Genomic DNA, 20,020 nt, shown 5'->3' with positions numbered 1-20,020 from the left:
GGGCCAAATACTAATAATAAAGCAAACAATAGAGCAATAAATGACAACATCAACAACTCCCAAAGCGCCCAGTATGCTGGACGCGCTGCTTCCGCTTGGCGCGCTGATTTTCCTGCTGAGTTTATCTGTTTACTTGTACGGCAGTGACTCATCTTTTGGTCCTAACCAGATGGCGTTGTTTGTTGCCGCTGGCATCGCCGTATTGATCGGCCTGAAAAACGGCTTCGGCTGGGAAGAAATGGAACAGGCGATGATCCGGGGGATCGCCTTATCACTCGGCGCCGTGCTGATCCTGTTTTCAGTGGGTGCATTGATCGGCACCTGGTTATTGTCCGGCACTGTCCCCGCACTGATTTATTACGGCTTGCAGGTGTTAGATCCAAGCTGGTTCTACGCTGCCACTTGTGTGCTCTGTGCGATTGTTGCACTGGGTATTGGCAGTTCCTGGACTACCGCCGCCACTGTTGGTGTGGCGCTGATTGGCGTGTCAATGGGCCTTGGTTTGTCACCGGTGATCACGGCTGGCGCGATAGTGTCAGGGGCTTATTTTGGTGACAAAATATCGCCGCTTTCTGATACCACGAATCTGGCACCTGCGGTGGCCGGGTCTGATTTATTCTCACACATCCGTCATATGTTATGGACCACAATTCCGAGCCTGATCTTAGCCATATTGTTGTTTATCCTGATTGGGTTTAACGCAAATGGTGTCGCTAACGTTGAAAAAATCGATCAGATCAGTCGTGATTTGCAGCAACACTTTGATATCTCTTTGCTGCATTTAGTGCCAATGGTGGTATTGCTGGTAATGGCGGTGAAGAAAGTTCCGGCCTTCCCGACCGTATTTATTGGTGCCTTGCTTGGCGGCGTTTGGGCTGTGCTGTTTCAGCAGCCTTTAATTGAGAAAATGGCCGACCAGGCCTATCCAACCGTGTTGGCACAATTGAAAGTCGTGTGGACCACTTTACACAGCGGTTTTGTTATTGAAACCGGCAATGTTGAATTAGACAAGCTGCTGAGCGGCGGCGGCATGTCAAAAATGATGAATACGGTTTGGCTGATTATGTCGGCAATGGTATTTGGTTCAGTATTGGAACATACCGGTTTGCTGCGACGGTTTGTGCAGGCGATTTTACGCCGCGCGCACAGCACCGGCTCGCTGATCACCAGTACCATACTGACCTGTATCGCCACCAATATTCTGGCAGCTGATCAATACATGGCGATTGTAATGCCGGGTCGGATGTATAAAGAAGAATTTGAAAAACGGGGTCTGGCGCCGGTCAATTTATCGCGGACTTTAGAAGATGGCGGGACTATTACCAGTGCGCTGATCCCGTGGAATACCTGCGGCGCCTATATGCACGGTGTGTTGGGTGTCAGTCCGCTGGACTATATTTTTTACGCGTTCTTTAATTTGATTAATCCGCTGTTGGCGATTGTTTATGCTTACCTCGGGATTAAAATTCTGCGGCTGACACCGCCGGAAGCGCTGTTGCCCGTTGTGGACAGACCAAAGGCCTGATCTGACAGCCTGCGACTTCGCAGGCTTTTTTTATCTGTTGATACGCCGCAAATGCTAAGTGTTATTTGTCGCGACTTTTATGTACCGGAGTTGTTTATGAGCGCCAATACTGCCAAAAATCGTCTTGATTATCAGCCACCGACTTATGTGATCAGTCAGGTTGAGCTCGAATTTGAGTTGTCACCAGCGGTAACGCGGGTGTTGGCGGTCAGTCAGTTACGCCGTGCTGTAGCCGGGGCTACGAGTCTGTGGCTGGATGGGCAGGATTTGCGCTTGATCTCGTTGACGGTGAATGGCCAAGACTGGACGGCGCGTGAGCAGCGCGCGGATGGTATCTTGCTGCGCGACCTACCTGAGCAGTTTGAACTCTGTATCCGCACTGAGATAAACCCGGCGGCGAATACGGCGCTGGAAGGGCTGTATTTGTCGAATGGCGCTTATTGCACACAATGTGAAGCTGAAGGTTTTCGCCGCATTACGTTTTACCCGGACCGGCCTGATGTCATGGCGGTATTTACCACGCATATTATTGCCGATACGAACCTGCCGTTTTTGTTATCCAACGGCAATCTGATTGCTAAACATCAGCTGGCTGATGGCCGCGTGCGGGTCAGCTGGCATGACCCTTTCCCAAAACCTTGTTATCTGTTTGCGCTGGTCGCCGGTGATTTTGATGAACTGACCGGCAGCTATGTCACTAAAAGCGGCCGCGATGTGGCGCTGAAGTTCTATGTCGATAAAGGCCAGCAACAACAAGCACAATTTGCGTTGGAATCGTTACAACGCGCGATGAAGTTTGATGAAGATGTGTATGGTCTTGAATACGACCTGGATATCTATATGGTCGTTGCGGTCGACTTTTTTAATATGGGCGCGATGGAAAACAAAGGCCTGAATGTGTTTAACAGCAAGTTCGTGCTGGCGGATGCGCAGACTGCGACTGACACCGATTACTTTAATATCGAAAGTATCATCGCCCACGAATATTTCCATAACTGGACCGGTAACCGCGTAACGTGTCGCGACTGGTTCCAGCTCAGTCTAAAAGAAGGCTTGACGGTCTTTCGCGATCAGCAATTCAGTGCGGCGATGGGCTCAGCCACTTTATGCCGCATCGATGCGATTAAAACCATCCGTACCGCGCAGTTTGCGGAAGATGCCGGTCCGATGGCGCATCCAATCCGCCCTGATGTGGTGGAGGAGATGAATAACTTTTACACGGTCACGGTTTATGACAAAGGCGCCGAAGTGATCCGGATGCAGCATACGTTGCTGGGCGCTGCAGGTTTTCGCCGCGGTATGGATCTGTACTTCCAGCGTCATGACGGTCAGGCGGTGACCTGCGATGATTTTGTTCAGGCTATGCAGGATGCCAATCAAACGGATCTCAGTGCTTTCAAACGCTGGTATAGCCAATCCGGTACGCCGGAGCTCAGCGCCGTGCTGGAAAATACTGCCGGCGGCGTGTGCTTAACCTTGCGCCAGCACACCCCGGCGACAAAAGATCAGACCGACAAGCAGCCGTTATTACTGCCACTGCGTTATGAATTACACGATGGCAAAGGCCAGATACAAAGCGGGCTGCTGCAGTTTGCTAACACAGAACAATCCTTTGATTTTGCCGGTTTGGAATTGCCAGTAATCCCGGTATTGCTGGCTGACTTTAGTGCGCCGGTAAAATTCAGCTACGCCTGGCAGACCGACGAACTGCTGTACCTGAGTCAGCATGCAAAGGACGGCGTGGCGCGCTGGGATGCAATGCAGCAACTGTGGTCCGATTTGGTCCGGCGCTCCGTGCATGACGGGGAGCTGGCACCAATTCCGTCAGGGTTGCTGGAAGTGTTAGGTCAGCTGGTCCGATCGCCATTGGCGGATTTGGCTTTTACTGCGGAGCTGTTGACCTTGCCGGGCTTTGATACGCTGGCCGAACAGTACGAACAAATTCCGGTTGAGAAGATCCTGCACGCGCTGGAGAGTTATCAGCAGCAACTGGCAACGTTGTTTGCAGCCGACTGGCTGGACTTGTACGAACGTCTGGTGCCTGCGCCTTATCAGTATTCAGAAGGACAAACCGGGCTGCGTGCACTGCGAAATACCGCGCTGCGCTATTTGCTGCGGGTCAAAGACACGCCGGATTTGCTGTGGCAACAGCAATATAACGGTTCCGACAATATGACTGACAAATTGGCGGTATTGCAGGCGCTGGTGCGCGCGGCACATCCACAGGCGTGCCAAATGCTGCAACAGTTTTACCTGCAGCACGGCCACAACGTCCAGTTGTTTGACAAACATTCAGCGTTGTTAGCATCGCTTGCTACGCCGCAAGTTTTTACCATGCTGGATCAGGCTGAACAGCTCGAACAGTTTGACTGGAAAAATCCGAATCGGGTGCGCGCACTTTATGCGGTGTTTGGTCAGCAGAATCCAGCGATGTTTCATCAGGCAGACGGCGCCGGTTATCAGCGGCTCGCCACTGTTATCGGTAAAGCAGATGCGATCAATCCGCAGCTGGCGTCCCGACTGGTTACGCCACTGTTGTCTTTCAAACGTTTTGCGCCGGCACGCTCAGCGCTGATGCAACAAGCACTGACACAGTTACAGCAACAACAAGGCCTCAGCCCGGATTTGACAGAAAAGCTGAATAAGGCGCTGCATGGCTGAACGGTGTTACCGGTTTCGCCTGCTGCTCAGTGCCGATCAGGTGTTGTCGTATTATCAGGGGCACGTCAAATCTGTCGTGGTGCAGGCCGACAACGGCCTGCGCATCCAATTGGATTTAGTGCATTTTCGGCGCTTTTTTCAGCATTCTGGTCTGGATGGTCGTTTTGAGCTGTTAACCGATGCTAAAGGGAAGTTTAAAGCACTGCACAAAATAAATTAGAGTGAATACTTTAAACGCTAGATTAAAACATGCACGGCGATTTTGTTGTTTTTAATGTTCTAATTCATGTAGTTAAGCGAATTCTCAGCAACTGGTCAGTCTTCAGTTAAACTGATAGGGAGAGGGATGTGTCGTTGGCAAGGTTATAACGGCAAAAACTAAAGACAAATCAACAGATTTACCCATCTTATAGCCTTGCGCCCTCTGGAAAATGATGTAATTATTTCTGCTACGTGCGTAGAGATCAGAGCAGTTGATCAAAGCGACCGATTACAAAAACAAAATATACCTGCAGGGACAGGGGGGAGAAACGAACATGAACAAAAGGCCATTAGCCTTCACCAAAAAGCCATTGGTGCTTGGTGTCGCGTCTGCACTGTTAGCCTTGTCTGCAACGTCCATTCAGGCAGCCAGTTTCACACTGGGTGAGGATGTCGAAGTTGTATTTGACTCAACCTTTTCATATGGTGCCAGCTGGCGGGCAGAGGACCGTAACTGGGACACCATCAGTAAAGTCAACCATCCACGTTTTAACTGGTCCGGCTACAACGCCGCCACCAACGTCATTTATCCTTCATCAGAAATTTGGGCGCAGCCAGGTGGCTATTCTTCGAATGGTGATGCCGGTAACCTGAATTACGACAAAGGTGATATTTTCTCTGAGTTGTTTAAAGGCACCCACGAATTATCAATCACCAAAGGCGACTTTGGTCTGTTTACCCGTTTTATGTATTTCTATGATGCTGCCCTGATGGACAATGAGGGTGCCTATACCAATCCGGTATCTGGCAAAGGCGTCGATCCGTGCCTCGATGACGACGCCCGCGATTTAGCCTGCCGGGATGTGCGTTTATTAGACGCTTATGTGTTCGCCAACTTCGCGCTGAATGACGGTGCGAATCCGTTACAAATCCGTGTTGGTGAGCAAGTGCTGAGCTGGGGTGAAAGTACCCTGATCCAGCATGGTATCAACATCACGCCAATTGATGTCGGTATTGCCCGTCTGCCAGGTGCAGACTTAAAAGAAGCTTACATTCCGGTTGGCATGGCTTGGGCATCTTTAGGTATTACTGAGCAATTGTCAGCGGAAGTGTTTTACCAGTACGACTGGCAAAACAGTTACCTGCCAGTGCCAGGCACCTATTTCTCTACCAATGATTTTGCTGGCAAAGGCGGTTACAACCAGAACATTCAACTCGGTTTTGCCGGTAACCCGGATTTGGATCTGAGCACATTACTGGCCGGTTTAAACGGTATCGGTAATGGTGTAAAAGCTGCGATGGCTGTATTACAAAACCCAGCCGCAACTGCCGCACAAAAAGCGGCCGCACAGACCAGCCTTGGCCAGTTGTCGAGTGCCTACCTGGCCTATCCGACCAAAGTCACCCTGCGGCCAAAAGGCGATGCCGGTGAGATTGAGCCGAGCGATTCTGGCCAATACGGTCTGAAATTGGAGTATTTCTCGCCAGAGCTGAACGACACTGAGTTCGCTTTGTACCACATGAATTACCATAGCCGTACACCGGTGATTTCAGGGATCGCTTCTGATTTCCGTACTGCAGCTATTCAGACTGACATTGCCTACATGGCAGCGAATACGCTGACTGCTGACAATGTTGGCAATCTCAAAGCGATGTCCAAAGGTTTGATTGAATATCCGGAAGACATCAAGCTGTATGGTTTCAGCTTCAACACCACGCTGGAAGGCACTTCTATCGCTGGTGAATTGGCCTACCGTCAAGATGAACCGCTGCAAATCGATGACGTAGAAATTCTGTACGCCGGTATGCCGGAACAGCTGGCAAACGCCGGCATCCGTCCGGATTTAGCCGGTATTTCACAAATCGGTCGCTTTAATGGCAAGAAAGTTCAGCCAGGTCAGTTTGCGCAAGGTTATGTGCTCAGCGATACGATGCAGGCGCAGTTAACCGTGACCCACCTGTTTGGACCGGTACTGAACACTGATAACTTCACGTTATTGGCCGAGATCGGTGGTATCGATATCAAAGATATGCCGGACGAGGATGTGTTACGTCTGAATGGTCCAAACACTGATCGCAGCGGCTATCCGTTAATGGGGACCAATGCACAGGGTCAGCTGATCCTGAAAACCGGTCTGCACACTGGCGTTTCGAACGGTGCAGAAACCAACCCATTCCCAACGAAATCTGCCTGGGGTTATCGTCTGGTTGCTGTCGCCAACTACAACAACGTGATGGCTGGTGTCAACCTGACCCAACGTCTGACATTCTCCCATGACGTCAACGGCATCACACCAGATCCGTTGTTCATGTTCTCAGAAGATAAAAAAGCGCTGAGTTATTCGCTGGCGTTTGATTACCTGAGCGCATGGTCTGCTGAATTGTCTTACAACGCGTTCTTTGATGGCGTCGGCACCACCAACAATACTGAAGACCGTGATTTCGTGTCTTTTAACATCAAATACTCTTTATAAGAAGGGACGAGAAGAATTATGAAAAAACTCACCCTGTTATCCAGCGCGATTGCGCTGGTCCTGAGCGCAGGCGCACTGGCTAAAATCAGCCCGGATCAGGTCGCCCGTTTAGGCGCAGATTTAACACCGCTCGGCGCAGAAAAAGCGGCCAACAAAGACGGCTCTATCCCGGCTTGGGAAGGCGGTATTACTGCTGCACCTGCCGGTTACAAACCGGGCGACCATCACCAGGATCCATTTGCTGGTGATAAAGTCTTGTTTACTATCGATAAATCCAATCTGGCTAAGTACAAAGATTCTTTGTCACCGGGTCAGCTTGCGTTGTTTGAGTTGTATCCAACTTACAAAATGAATGTGTACCAGACTCGTCGTACTGCGTCGTACCCACAGTATGTTTACGATGCAACGAAAGACATCGCCGGCAAAGCCGAGTTAGTGCAGGGCGGTAACGGCATCATTAACGCGGCGATTGGTATTCCATTTCCAATTCCGGCCAATGGTTTGGAAGCGATCTGGAACCACACCGTGCGTTACCGTGGTGTTGCTGCAACGCGTAATGGCGGCCAGGCTGCGCCTACAGCGACAGGTGACTACACGCTGATCGGTTTTGATGAACAAATCATGTTCAAATATTCTGACAAAGCGGCCACCGCTCAGGCATTACAAGCTGAAAATATCCTGTTCCGTTTTAAACAAAGCGTAACCACACCTGCGCGTTTAGCCGGTACTGCGCTGTTAGTGCATGAAACCATGGACCAGGTGAAGACTCCGCGTCAGGCCTGGACTTATAACACTGGCCAGCGTCGCGTGCGCCGTGCACCAAACGTGGCTTATGATGCACCAGGTACAGCATCAGATGGTCTGCGTACCACTGACGATTTCGATATGTTTAACGGCTCACCAGATCGCTATAACTGGAAACTGGTCGGTAAAAAAGAACTGTATATCCCGTACAACAGCTACAAATTGCATAGTAAAGACACGAAATACGCTGATCTGTTAAAACCAGGGCATATTAATCCGGAATATGTGCGCTGGGAAAAACACCGCGTTTGGCAGGTTGAAGCGCAATTAAAAGATGGCATGCGTCATGTGTATGGCAAACGTGTGTTCTTTATTGACGAAGATAGCTGGCAAATCCATGTGGCAGATTTGTACGACGCGCGTGGCGAGCTGTATCGCGTCGCGGTTGCACACGGTCTGAACTACTATGAAGTGCCAACGCACTGGAGTACGCTGGAAGTCTATCATGACCTCAATTCACGCCGGTATATTGCTATCGGTCTGGATAACGAAGACAAGATGTATGATTTCTCAGTGAAATTATCTGATAACGACTTCACACCAGCTGCGCTGCGTCGTGAAGGGACCCGTTAAATCAGCATGATCGGAAAAAGCGGTTGGCAGATTGCCAACCGTTTTTGTTTCAAACCGCACCTCGAGTAATCACTCTAATGAAGTTTAAATTTTTATCTGGCCTGAGTCTTATTTGTACTTTATGGCCTGCACTGGCAGAAACCAGTATCAAACCGCAAAGTGCGTATCTGCTGCCGCATGCCGAAAAATCAGTACTAACTGATTTGGTGCGTGTGTCAGCAGATATGTTGGTTGCCGCCGGCGAACGCGGGCATATTTTGTTAAGCCGCGACGGCAAAAGCTGGCAGCAAAGCCCGACGCCATTGCAATCCAGTTTGAATTCAGTGTATTTCGTCAATCCAAGTCACGGCTGGGCGGTCGGACATGACGCCAGTATTATCGCCAGCACTGATGGTGGGAAGAGCTGGCAATTACAGCAATTTTTGCCAGAGCTGGACAAACCATTATTTGACGTATTTTTTACCGACGAGCAGCACGGTTTTGCCGTTGGCGCCTATGGCTTGTTTTACCGCACTAAAGATGGCGGCCAAAGCTGGCAACAGGAATTTCATGCTGAATTGGCAAACGCCGATGATCAAGCCATGTTGGCGGAGCTGAAAGATTCAGACCCGGAAGGCTATCAGGCTGAGCTCAGTTCAGTGCTGCCGCATATTAACCGTGTGTTTGCCAACAAAGATCGGTTGGTGATGGTTGGTGAAGCCGGTTTCTGGGCCGTGAGCACCGATGGTGGCAACAGCTGGCAGCGCCAGCCCGAATTTTATAACGGGTCGTTGTTTTCAGTTAGTCAAAGCGCGTTGAATACGTTGTTTGCAGTAGGCTTACGCGGTCACGCTTTTCGCAGCAGTGACAATGGTCAAAGCTGGCAACAAATCTCGTTAAGCTCGCCAGCCACATTAAATTCGGTGGTGGCGGCAGATGGTTTGGTCTGGTTATTTGGCAATAGTGGCGTGATCTTCAAAAGTCACGATGATGGCCAAAGTTTTCAGCTTGTCCCACAAACAGAAGGCAAAGCAGTGCTCAATGGCATCACGGTCGGTAAAGATTTGGTGCTGGCGACAGAAGTGGGCATCAAGACAGTACAACAAGTGGTAAGCCAATAATTATGAGCGCAAATCGTTTTATCAATAAATGTGAATATGCCTTGTTCCGCCACCGTGGTCTGGTGGTGATCACGTTCGTGTTGGCGACCTTATTTTTGTTATTTAAAGCCAGCCAAATTAAATTGGATGCGGCCTTTACCAAAAATATCCCGCTGGCGCATCCGTATATGCAGACGTATATGAAGCATGCCAAAGATTTTGGCGGTGCTAACAATATCCTGATCTCGGTCTGTGATACGTCCGGCAATATTTTTAACCCGAATTTCTTTGAAACCTTCAGAAAAATCCACGATCAGGTGTACTACATGCCTGGTGTCGATCGGGTGTTAGTGAAATCGCTGTTTAGTCCCAGCACTCGTTTTGTTGAGGTCGTTGAAGACGGATTTGCCGGTGGCCCGGTGATCCCGGCTGATTTCACTGCCGATGAACGCGGTCTGTCGATTGTCCGGCAAAACGTGGACAAAGCCGGCATTGTGGGCCGGATGGTTGCGGATGATTACAGCTGTGCCATGGTCACCGCCCAGTTACAGGAAGTGAATCCTGATACGCTGGAAAAACTTGATACGATTGCCTTTGCCAGCCAGTTAGAAGCTGATGTCCGTGGCCAATTTGAAAATGACAAAATCACGGTGCATATCATTGGTTTTGCCAAAATGGTCGGTGACGTCGCACAAGGTGCTAAAGGTGTGCTGGTGTTTTTCGCTGTGGCGATCTTTATCACCGCCATCATGGTGTATATGTTCTCGCGCTCGATGAAGCTGACATTACTGCCGATTGGATGTTCGCTGATTGCCGTGATCTGGCAGATGGGCCTGCTAACGGTGGTCGGTTTTGGCATTGACCCGATGTCGATTCTGGTGCCGTTCCTGATTTTTGCTATCGGCGTCAGTCACGGCGTGCAGATGATCAACGCGACGGGTAAATCGGTCGCTGAAGGGTTGGACGCCAAAACTGCAGCCCAGGCCAGCTTCCGTAAGTTACTGATCCCAGGTGGTGTGGCACTGTTATCCGACACTGTTGGCTTTATTACATTACTGGCCATTGATATCGGCGTGATCAGAGAGCTGGCGATCACAGCCAGTCTTGGTGTTGGGGTGATTATTCTGACCAACCTGATCCTGTTGCCGGTCCTGATGTCCTATATCCGGTTTAACGACAAATACGTACAGGCAGTGTCAGCACCGACGCCAAAAGCGGATAAGTTCTGGTATGCACTGTCCGCCTGTACTGAGCGGAAGGTCGCAGCGCCGATTTTACTGGTGACCGCCGCCCTGTTTGTGTTCGGCTATCAGCAAAGTAAAGAGCTGAAAATTGGTGATTTACACCCGGGTGCTGCGGCGCTGCATGCCGATTCGCGCTACAACCAGGATACGTTCCTGATCACCGACCGTTACGCCATTTCGGTGGATTACATCAACGTGATGGTTGAAACGGACGCCAATGGCTGTACCTTCCATCCGATTATGGAAAAAATTGACCAGTTCCAATGGCAAATGGAAAACGTCCCCGGTGTACAAAGCGCAGTCTCATTGGCGTCGGTGTCAAAAAGCATCAATGCGGCTTTTAACGAAGGCAACGTGAAGTGGCGGGTGCTGCCACGCACGACTGAATCGCTGGTGCAATCGTCAAGCCGGGTCGAAACCAGCACTGGTCTGTTAAATCCTGACTGTTCGGTAATGCCGGTGATTTTGTTCTTGCAGGATCACAAAGCTGAAACTATCGAAAAAGTGGTGGCTGAGGCTAAGCGGATCGGTAAAGAACTCGGTACTGACCAGACCAAGTTTATGTTGGCGTCTGGGCCGGTCGGTGTGATGGCGGCAACTAATGAGGCAGTAGCTGCCGCACAGGACCCGATGACCTGGTACGTCTATGCCGCGGTGATCGCCTTGTGTCTGCTCAGTTTTCGTTCAGTCCGGGCGACAACTGCCGTTATTATCCCGCTGTACGTCGTGACGATGTTGGCGACTGCGTTGATGACTTATCTGGAAATTGGCCTGACAGTCTCCACCTTGCCGGTGATAGCACTGGGTGTAGGTATTGGCGTCGACTACGGCATTTATATCCTGACCAATATGACGCAGCCACTGCGCGATGGTGTACCGCTGCGTACTGCCTATTTCAACGCGTTGAAATCAACTGGCAGTGCCGTACTCTTTACTGCGGTGACGTTGGCCATCGGTGTCAGCACGTGGGTATTCTCGGCGCTGAAATTCCAGGTCGATATGGGCATCCTGCTGACCTTTATGTTTGTGGTGAACATGCTCGGTGCAGTGTTTGTATTGCCGGCACTGGCGGCGTTTTTCTGGCCACAGCGCAAATAGACGGCATTTCTGGCCTAAACTGCATAAAGATGCAAAACGCATCTTTATGCAGAATACTTAATGAAAATGGCCGAAAGGCTATTTTGTTATTTAATCCCGCTGAATATCTTGTCAAATCTGGCTTTTACGACTGGTACAACCAGAGTGAAAGGCAGAAATAAAGCTCGAAAAGCACTACAATTCTCAATAAACTTCGCACCTGACACGCTCTGTACATTATGCACAAATGTCCTGCTCCCCCCCGGGCGGTGACAAAATAAGGATACAAAAATGGCACTGATAGACGGTCAACCATCTGTACTACTACAAAACGTAAGCAAACTTATTCGTCAGAAAGTCAAAGATCAGGTCGACCTGGTCGAGAAATTCGCCTTCACCTTGTATGGCAATGTCGCGCATGACGACCTGGTTGGTCGGATTGACAGCGATTTGTACGGCGCGACGCTGAGCCTGTGGCAGACCTTTAATGGCCACCATAGTGATGAGGCGATGATCCGTGTATTTAATCCGGAAATTGCCAAAAACGGCTGGGAATCCAAGCACACCATCGTCGAGCTGGTGATCAAAGATATGCCGTTCCTGGTGGATTCACTGCGCATTGCACTGAATCGCCACAACATTACTGCGCACCTGTTATTGCATCATCCGTTACAAACTTTCCGTGACGACAAAGGCAATATTACCGAATTCCATAAATTAGGTACCAAAACCAATCCATCGACGAAACAGACTGTGTTCCACGTTGAAATCGACCGGATGACGGATAAAGCGGCGATGGAACAACTGACCGCTGAGCTGAGCTCAGTGATGCAGGATGTGTCGCTGGCCGTGATTGACTGGCAGCCGACCCGGGCAAAACTGGAGCAGGTCATTGCGGATCTGCCAAAGCATGCTGGTCTGGCTTCCGCTGAACAACTGCAGCAGGCGACTGATTTCCTGAACTGGCTGGTGAAGGATAACTTCACATTACTCGGTTACCGCCAGTATGCCATAGTGCCGATTGCCGGTGATTATAAAATCGAAGGTATTGCAGACAGCGCTTTAGGCCTGATGCGTCGCAGCACGTCTCGTGATTTGATGTTAAGTGACTTGCCGGATGTGGCGCGCAAACAGGCGCTGAGTTCGGATTTGTTAATCCTGACGAAAACCAATAACAAATCCCGCGTGCACAGACCTGCCTATATCGACTACATCGGCATCAAACGTTTTGACGCCAAGGGGCAGGTAGTCGGTGAAGACCGCTTTATTGGTTTGTATTCGAGTTCTTTGTACAACAACAGCGCGGCGGATATTCCGCTGTTAAAAAACAAACTGGCCAAAGTGATGGAACAGTCTGGTTTTGCTGTCGGTACCCACGCTTACAAAGCGCTGTTAAATATACTGGAAACCTATCCGCGTGATGAGCTGATCCAGGCTGATTATGACGAGCTGCTGGATGTGGCAACTGGCGTGCTGCAGATGCAGGAGCGTGATATGACGCGTCTGTTCTTGCGTAAAGACGCCTTTGGCCGCTTTGTCTCCGCCATGGTGTATGTGCCACGCGAACGCTACAACACGCAGCTACGTAAAGACACCCAGAAGATCCTGCAAGGTTTCCTTGGCAGTGATGAGCCGGTGGAATTTACCACTTATTTCTCTGAATCCGTGTTGGCACGCACCCATTATTTCGTGCGGATCAACGACAGCACAGTCGAGTTCAATGTGAAAGAAATCGAACAAAATCTGATTGAAGCCGCCCGTACCTGGGAAGATAAACTGGCGACCGCATTGGTCGGTAGTTTCGGTGAAGTGCGCGGCCGTGAGCTTGGCAACAAATATCTGAACGCATTCCCACGCGCGTATAAAGATGAAATGTTACCCAATGACGCGCTGGTTGATATCGCCAAGCTCGAAGCTTTAAGTGCGGATCATCCGCTGGAAATGCTGTTTTACCGGCCACAAGAAGAGGCGGCTGACAGCAAAGCAGTGCGGTTGAACCTGTTTCACAAAGACCGTCCGATCCACCTGTCTGACGTATTACCGATGCTGGAAAACTTTGGTCTGCGCGTGATCGGTGAAACGCCGTATGCCGTGCGTTGCCCGGACGGCTCGGTCGGCTGGGTACTGAATTTCAGCATGGAAGTGAACGGCGCGATGCCGGCTGACTTTGAAAAAGCCCAGCAGCTGTTCCAGGATGCTTTTGATAAAGTCTGGAAAGGTGATTTAGAAGACGACGGTTTCAACCGGTTGATTTTAGGCGCCGGTCTGACTGGTCGCGAAGCCTCATTATTACGGTCTTTTGCCAAATACAAACGTCAGATTGGCGGTACTTTCAGTCAGGCTTATATCGAGTCGACGTTTGGCCGTTACCCGCAGCTGGCGAATTTGCTGGTGAAACTGTTTAACAGCAAATTTGACCCGGCCGCCACCGCAACGGCAGAAGCAACCGCAGCGATTGAAGCAGACATTCTGGCGCAGCTGGAACAAGTGGCGAATCTGGATGATGACCGGATCATCCGCCGCTTCCTCGCCATTATTCAGGCGATTGTTCGCACTAACTACTTCCAGAATGCTGCCGATGGCAGCCAAAAACCTTATATTTCCTTTAAGGTGCGGCCGTCACAGATCCCGGATATGCCGCTGCCACTGCCATTCTTTGAGATCTTCGTTTATTCACCGAAGGTTGAAGGCGTGCATTTACGCTTTGGTAAAGTCGCCCGCGGTGGTCTGCGTTGGTCGGATCGCCGTGAAGACTTCCGCACCGAAGTGCTGGGTCTGGTGAAAGCGCAACAAGTGAAGAACACCGTGATCGTGCCGGTCGGCGCGAAAGGTGGTTTTGTCTGTAAAAAGCTGCCAACTACCGGCGGTCGCGAAGCCTGGTTGAACGAAGGCAAAGCCTGTTACCGTACCTTTATTCGTGCGCTGCTTGATATCACCGATAACATCGTGGCCGGCGCCATTGTGCCGCCGAAGTCGGTGGTGCGACTGGATGAGGACGACCCGTATCTGGTGGTTGCGGCCGACAAAGGTACAGCCACTTTCTCCGATATCGCCAACGGTATTTCATTGGAATACAACCACTGGTTAGGCGATGCATTTGCTTCCGGCGGCTCGAACGGTTACGACCACAAAGGCATGGGCATTACCGCGCGTGGTGGCTGGGAATCGGTTAAACGCCACTTCCGCGAAGTTGGCATTGACTGCCAAAGCACCGATTTTACCTGTGTTGGTATCGGTGATATGGCCGGTGACGTATTTGGTAACGGCATGCTGTTATCTGAACATATCCGCCTGCAGGTGGCATTTAATCACATGCATATCTTTGTTGATCCGAACCCGGTTGCTGCCAGCTCCTTCGTTGAGCGTCAGCGCATGTTTAATCTGCCAACTTCGACCTGGGACGATTACAACAAAGACCTGATCTCTGAAGGCGGCGGTATTTTCCTGCGCAGTGCCAAGTCGATCAAACTGTCGCCGCAAATGCAGCAAATGCTCGGTGTGACTGCGGCCAGCCTGACGCCAAATGAATTTATCCGCGCCTCGCTGATGATGAACGTCGACCTGATTTGGAACGGCGGCATTGGTACTTATGTCAAAGCGTCTGATGAAACACATGCCGAAGTCGGTGACCGTGCTTCTGAGCCGCTGCGCGTCAACGGTAAAGAAGTTAAAGCTCGCATCATTGGCGAAGGTGGTAACCTCGGTACTACTCAACGTGGCCGTATCGAATATGCGATGAACGGTGGCCGCATTAACACTGACTTTATCGACAACGTCGGTGGTGTGGACTGTTCTGACAACGAAGTCAACATCAAGATCCTGTTAAACGCGCTGGTCGCCAGTGGCGACATGACGCTGAAACAGCGCAATGATTTGCTGTACAGCATGACCAACGACGTCGCAGATATCGTGATCAGCGACTGTTATCGTCAGACACAGTCTATTTCTGTGTCGATGCTGCTCGGTGCTGAGCAGCTGAAAGAATACACCCGCTTTATCCACGCACTGGAAAAAGACGGCAAACTGAACCGGGAACTGGAATTCCTGCCAACAGACGAAGCATTGGCTGAACGCATGGTCAAAGGCCAGGGGCTGACCCGTCCGGAAATGTCTATCCTGACAGCCTATGGCAAGATGGTACTGAAAGAGCAATTGGTGACGCCAGAGGTGTCAGAAGCGCCATATTTCAAACAGCTGTTACTGGGTGCTTTCCCGAATGTGTTGGTGGATAAGTTTGCCGCTGAAATGGAAACGCACCCGCTGAAGGCTGAGATCATCGCGACCAAACTGGCCAATATGCTGGTGAACGATATGGGCGCGAACTTCGTGCAGCGCATGATGGAAGAGACAGGCTCCAGCGTATCGGAAGTCGCGATCAGCTACGCCATCTCGCGTGAGCTGTTTGACCTGCCGGGGATCTGGAGCAAGCTGGAAGCGCTGGATACTGCGATTCCGGCCGACCTGCAAACCCGTTTGCTGTTCCAGTTACGTCGCACCATGCGCCGCGTCACTCGCTGGTTCCTGCGTCACCGCAATAAGTCACTGAGCATTGCTGACACAGTCGCGTTCTTTAAACCTGCGCTTGATCGCGTCAGCGTGAAACTCGATACATTGCTGGCTCGTGCTGAAGCAGATTCTTTGTCGTTGTATGCGCAAAAACTGCAGGAACAACAGGTTCCGGCCGACGTTGCCGCTTACATGGCGCAACTCAGTACTGTGTTCTCAGTGATGGATATCGCTCAGGTCGCAGCGGCAGAACAAGCCGATTTGTTACTGGTCGCGGAGATTTACTTTAAGCTCGGCGACAAGCTGGATCTGCACTGGTTCCTTGAGCAAATCACTCAGCAACCAGTGGCAAACCACTGGCAGGCGCTCGCCCGGGCCTCTTACCGTGAAGAGCTGGACTGGCAGCAACGTGCCTTAGCGCAAGTAGTCGTCCACAGCTGCAACGGCAACTGTGTGGCCGAGGACGTGGTTGGTAACTGGCTGGTCGCCAACGACAGCGTGTTAGCACGCTGGCGTCTGATGCTGGCTGAGTTCAAAACCACGAAGAGCCATGAATTCGCCAAGTTCTCAGTGGCGCTGCGTGAGCTGATGTTGCTGAGTCACCACTGCGATTCAGTGAAGTAAACCCCGTAAATAAATGCTTCTGTCCATGCTGACAGACAGGTAAAATGCCCCGCAAATTGCGGGGCTTTTTTTAAGGACTTTTTATGTTTTATCAGTTGGCGCGTTCAGTGATGTTTCAGACCGATGCCGAAAAATCGCATCATTTCGCTCTGGCAAGTCTGAAGTTACTGCAACACACGCCGCTTCAGGCTTTGTGGTCCCAACAAGTCCCGTCAAAACCGGTGACAATCGCCGGCATCACTTTTGATAACCCGGTGGGCCTTGCCGCCGGGCTGGATAAAAACGCTGACTGCATCGATGCATTTGCGGCGATGGGTTTTGGGTTTATCGAAGTCGGTACCGTGACACCACGGCCGCAGGCTGGTAATGACAAACCGCGTATATTCCGCCTGCCACAGGCCGATGCCATCATTAACCGGATGGGGTTTAACAATAACGGCGTGGATTACCTGGTCGAGAATGTCAAAAACAGCCGCTACAAAGGTGTGCTTGGCATCAATATTGGCAAAAATAAAGACACGCCAAACGAGCAGGGTAAAGACGACTATGTCGCCTGTATGCGTAAAGTCTATCCGTATGCGACTTACATCACAGTCAATATTTCTTCGCCCAATACTCCAGGTTTACGGGATCTGCAGTTTGGTGAAGCACTGTTTGAACTGCTGGTTGCAGTCAAAAATGAGCAGCTGGACCTTGCCGCTAAACATGGTAAATACGTGCCGGTGTTTGTCAAAATCGCACCGGATATGGATGCGGTGGCTGTAGAGCAGGTGGCAGAGACCTTGTTGCGCAGCAAGATGGACGGTGCGATTGCCACTAACACCACGCTGGATAAATCAGCGGTTGCCAGTTTGACACATGGCGCCGAGATGGGTGGCCTCAGCGGTCAGCCGGTCCGGCAAAAAAGCACGCTGGTGGTCAGTCAATTACGTCAGGCTGTCGGGCCAGACTTTCCAATCATTGGCGTTGGTGGTATCGACAGCGCGGCGGCAGCACAGGAAAAATTCGCCGCTGGTGCGCAGCTGGTGCAGGTTTATACCGGGTTTATCTATCAGGGGCCGGCACTGATTAAACAGATCGTTACTGGCTTATAACGATCCTGATCTGATCATGTGTTTCTAGTGCAAAATGGTATTTAACTGCTTGATCCGTTTCGGATATAACGCTGTTATCGCCATATTATGTCTGGAATGACTGTGACTGAACCCATCGAACCCAATTTCGACTGGCACTGGTGCTGGCAACAAGATCAACTGTACCTGCTGACGTCTGCTGGTTTGCAACGCACGGCACTGACCAGCAGCGCAGTGCCAAGTGCAGCCGATGCTTTTACGCTTGGACAGGCCGAGATCTATTGGCAGTGTCTGTTTGCGCTGGAGCCGTTGCACTGGCCGCAGCAGGCGGTGTTCTCAGCCTGTGTCGATGCGGTCGCCCAGCTTGAATTTGGTTTGGCCTGTGCACATAAGAGCTTTTATCTGCAAAGCCAGCATAGCCGGTGTCATCCACAACCCTTTGATTTAGTAGAACTCTGTGGCCGCAACCGGGCATTAGCCATAGTGTTGGCGGCTGACAGCAGTCAATGCCGGCTGATGTTGTTGTCTGAGCTTGATACGCTGACCGGACGCGTGTTTCATGCCGGCCACAGCTTTAGCAGCTTGCATGATCGGCTGACACCTTACCATCCGCCCCATACCCCTCTGCGTAAATCAGCCTGATCTGGTCGGAGATCTGCTGATTTTGTGGAAAACATCAGCGGTTCTGTAGATTAATGCTAGGCAGTTGGCGGCAGATAGGTAAAAATACGCCGTTTCTGAGCCCATACAGGTAGACCGCGTGAACACTGAAGTGCAGAATTTTGACGAGATCCGGCCTTACTCCGATGCCGAAGTGCCGAAGGCTGTCGAACAAATCATTTCAGATCCTGAATTTACTGCCGCAATTATCCGTTTTAAATTTGGCAAAGCCTTTGGCGGCCTCAGCAAAGTATTGAGTCCGTTGTTGGGTTGGTATCTGCGCCGGCACTGGCGAAAGTTGCAGACGGTGCAGGATGTGCAACGCTACGTATCAGGTTATCTGGCGCAGGCACTGAAGCACACCACGGATGGGGTCAGTTGCAGTGGGCTTGATGCGCTGCCAAAACAACAGTCCTATCTGTTCGTTTGTAATCACCGGGATATTGCGATGGACCCGGCATTGGTCAACTGGTGCCTGCACGAGCATGGCTTTGATACCGCCCGCATTGCCATTGGTGACAATCTGCTGAAAAAGCCTTGTGTGACCGCACTGATGAAGCTGAATAAAAGTTTTATTGTGCGTCGCAGTGCCAAAGGTCCACGTGAAATGCTCAAAGCGCTGAGCCAGCTGTCGGCATATATCCGTCATTCATTGCAGCAGGGCCAACATATCTGGATCGCACAGAAAGAAGGTCGCGCCAAAGATGGTTTTGATCAGACCGATCCTGCCATTCTGAAAATGTTTTATATGGCCGGCAAAGCCGAAGGCCAGGAGTTTGCTGCCTACATGCAGCAACTGAACATTGTGCCGGTGGCAATTTCTTATGAATATGATCCCTGTGATGAAGCCAAAGCGCTGGAGTTGTATCAGCGGGCGGAAGACGGTGGTTATCAGAAAGCTGAATTTGAAGATATTGATAGCATTATCAAAGGGATCACCGGCTACAAAGGTCGGATCCATCTGCATTTTGGCCAAGTGGTCGATGCCGGGTTTACCACTCCGGAACAGCTGGCAGAACTCATTGATAAGCAAATTTATCAGGGCTATAAAATCTATCCGGCGAATCAGTATGCAGCTGGCGAGCCCGTGTCAGACGAGCAGGCTGCCGCAAAATTTGCCAGTCGTCTTGGCCATATGTTGCCGGAGATCCAGAGTTATGCCCGTACCATGTATGCCAATCCGCTGAAGAATTTTCATAAAGTGCAGGAAGAATAAATGTCCCGTCACATCACTTATACGTTTAAAGGGCAACAACGGCAGATCGCGTTTAGCTATGACAAATTTCATGATGTCTATGAAGCGGTCGCAGCGGCTGAAGGCATCGATCTGAAGAAATTTCTGCAGATGGAACAGCAAATAGCCGCGACCACCAAACATAAGTCTGCGATCAAAGAGTTTCGCTTGAGTGAGTTTAAGCGAATGGGGTTTGCCAATATCTATTTACATAAAGACGACACCGAGCAAACGCCTTAGTTGGTTGTGACTGTAGCTGGTTGTGTCTGCACAACCGCCGCAGCA

Annotated in this window: 12 protein-coding genes; all 12 read left to right on the top strand. The window is 50.8% G+C overall.

The window, feature by feature from the left end:
- Positions 1-40: 40 nt before the first annotated feature.
- The 12 genes from nhaC (at position 41) to ACQ66Q_RS04700 (ending at position 19,975) form a co-directional block, all read left to right on the top strand.
- A complete protein-coding gene (gene nhaC / locus ACQ66Q_RS04755; RefSeq protein ID WP_430455744.1) occupies positions 41-1,525 on the top strand; it encodes a Na+/H+ antiporter NhaC in 1,485 nt (494 codons plus the stop codon).
- 96 nt (positions 1,526-1,621) lie between these two features.
- Positions 1,622-4,186, top strand: coding sequence for an aminopeptidase N (pepN, locus tag ACQ66Q_RS04750; protein ID WP_430455743.1), 2,565 nt, complete (start codon positions 1,622-1,624; stop codon positions 4,184-4,186).
- Positions 4,179-4,406 carry a DUF2835 family protein gene (locus ACQ66Q_RS04745; protein WP_430455742.1) on the top strand — a complete coding sequence of 76 codons (228 nt, stop codon included), beginning with the start codon at positions 4,179-4,181 and terminating at the stop codon, positions 4,404-4,406. The genes pepN and ACQ66Q_RS04745 overlap by 8 nt, the downstream gene beginning before the upstream one ends.
- Positions 4,407-4,722: 316 nt before the next feature.
- Entirely contained in the window at positions 4,723-6,861 is a 2,139-nt protein-coding gene (locus ACQ66Q_RS04740) for a DUF1302 domain-containing protein (RefSeq protein ID WP_430455741.1), read from the top strand.
- An 18-nt stretch (positions 6,862-6,879) separates the two neighbouring features.
- Positions 6,880-8,238 carry a DUF1329 domain-containing protein gene (locus ACQ66Q_RS04735; protein WP_430455740.1) on the top strand — a complete coding sequence of 453 codons (1,359 nt, stop codon included), beginning with the start codon at positions 6,880-6,882 and terminating at the stop codon, positions 8,236-8,238.
- Between the two features lie 77 nt (positions 8,239-8,315).
- Positions 8,316-9,338, top strand: coding sequence for a WD40/YVTN/BNR-like repeat-containing protein (locus tag ACQ66Q_RS04730; protein WP_430455739.1), 1,023 nt, complete (start codon positions 8,316-8,318; stop codon positions 9,336-9,338).
- A 2-nt stretch (positions 9,339-9,340) separates the two neighbouring features.
- Positions 9,341-11,659 carry an efflux RND transporter permease subunit gene (locus ACQ66Q_RS04725; RefSeq protein ID WP_430455738.1) on the top strand — a complete coding sequence of 773 codons (2,319 nt, stop codon included), beginning with the start codon at positions 9,341-9,343 and terminating at the stop codon, positions 11,657-11,659.
- Positions 11,660-11,929: 270 nt separating this feature from the next.
- Complete coding sequence (locus ACQ66Q_RS04720; RefSeq protein WP_430455737.1) at positions 11,930-16,768, top strand: NAD-glutamate dehydrogenase; 4,839 nt, start codon at positions 11,930-11,932, stop codon at positions 16,766-16,768.
- A gap of 83 nt (positions 16,769-16,851) precedes the next feature.
- Positions 16,852-17,862, top strand: a complete 1,011-nt coding sequence (gene pyrD / locus ACQ66Q_RS04715) for a quinone-dependent dihydroorotate dehydrogenase (protein WP_430455736.1) — start codon at positions 16,852-16,854, stop codon at positions 17,860-17,862.
- A 102-nt stretch (positions 17,863-17,964) separates the two neighbouring features.
- Positions 17,965-18,483: a hypothetical protein gene (locus ACQ66Q_RS04710; protein WP_430455735.1), complete on the top strand. Its 519-nt coding sequence runs from the start codon at positions 17,965-17,967 to the stop codon at positions 18,481-18,483.
- A gap of 118 nt (positions 18,484-18,601) precedes the next feature.
- Positions 18,602-19,717: a lysophospholipid acyltransferase family protein gene (locus tag ACQ66Q_RS04705; RefSeq protein WP_430455734.1), complete on the top strand. Its 1,116-nt coding sequence runs from the start codon at positions 18,602-18,604 to the stop codon at positions 19,715-19,717.
- On the top strand, positions 19,718-19,975 hold the full coding sequence (locus tag ACQ66Q_RS04700) for a DUF2960 domain-containing protein (protein WP_430455733.1): 258 nt from the start codon (positions 19,718-19,720) through the stop codon (positions 19,973-19,975). It begins immediately after the preceding gene.
- The last annotated feature ends 45 nt before the right edge of the window (positions 19,976-20,020 follow it).

It is taken from the genome of Rheinheimera sp. (genome assembly GCF_965283995.1).
In the GTDB taxonomy this organism is placed as follows: domain Bacteria; phylum Pseudomonadota; class Gammaproteobacteria; order Enterobacterales; family Alteromonadaceae; genus Pararheinheimera.
This window is presented reverse-complemented; position numbering and strand designations above follow the sequence as displayed.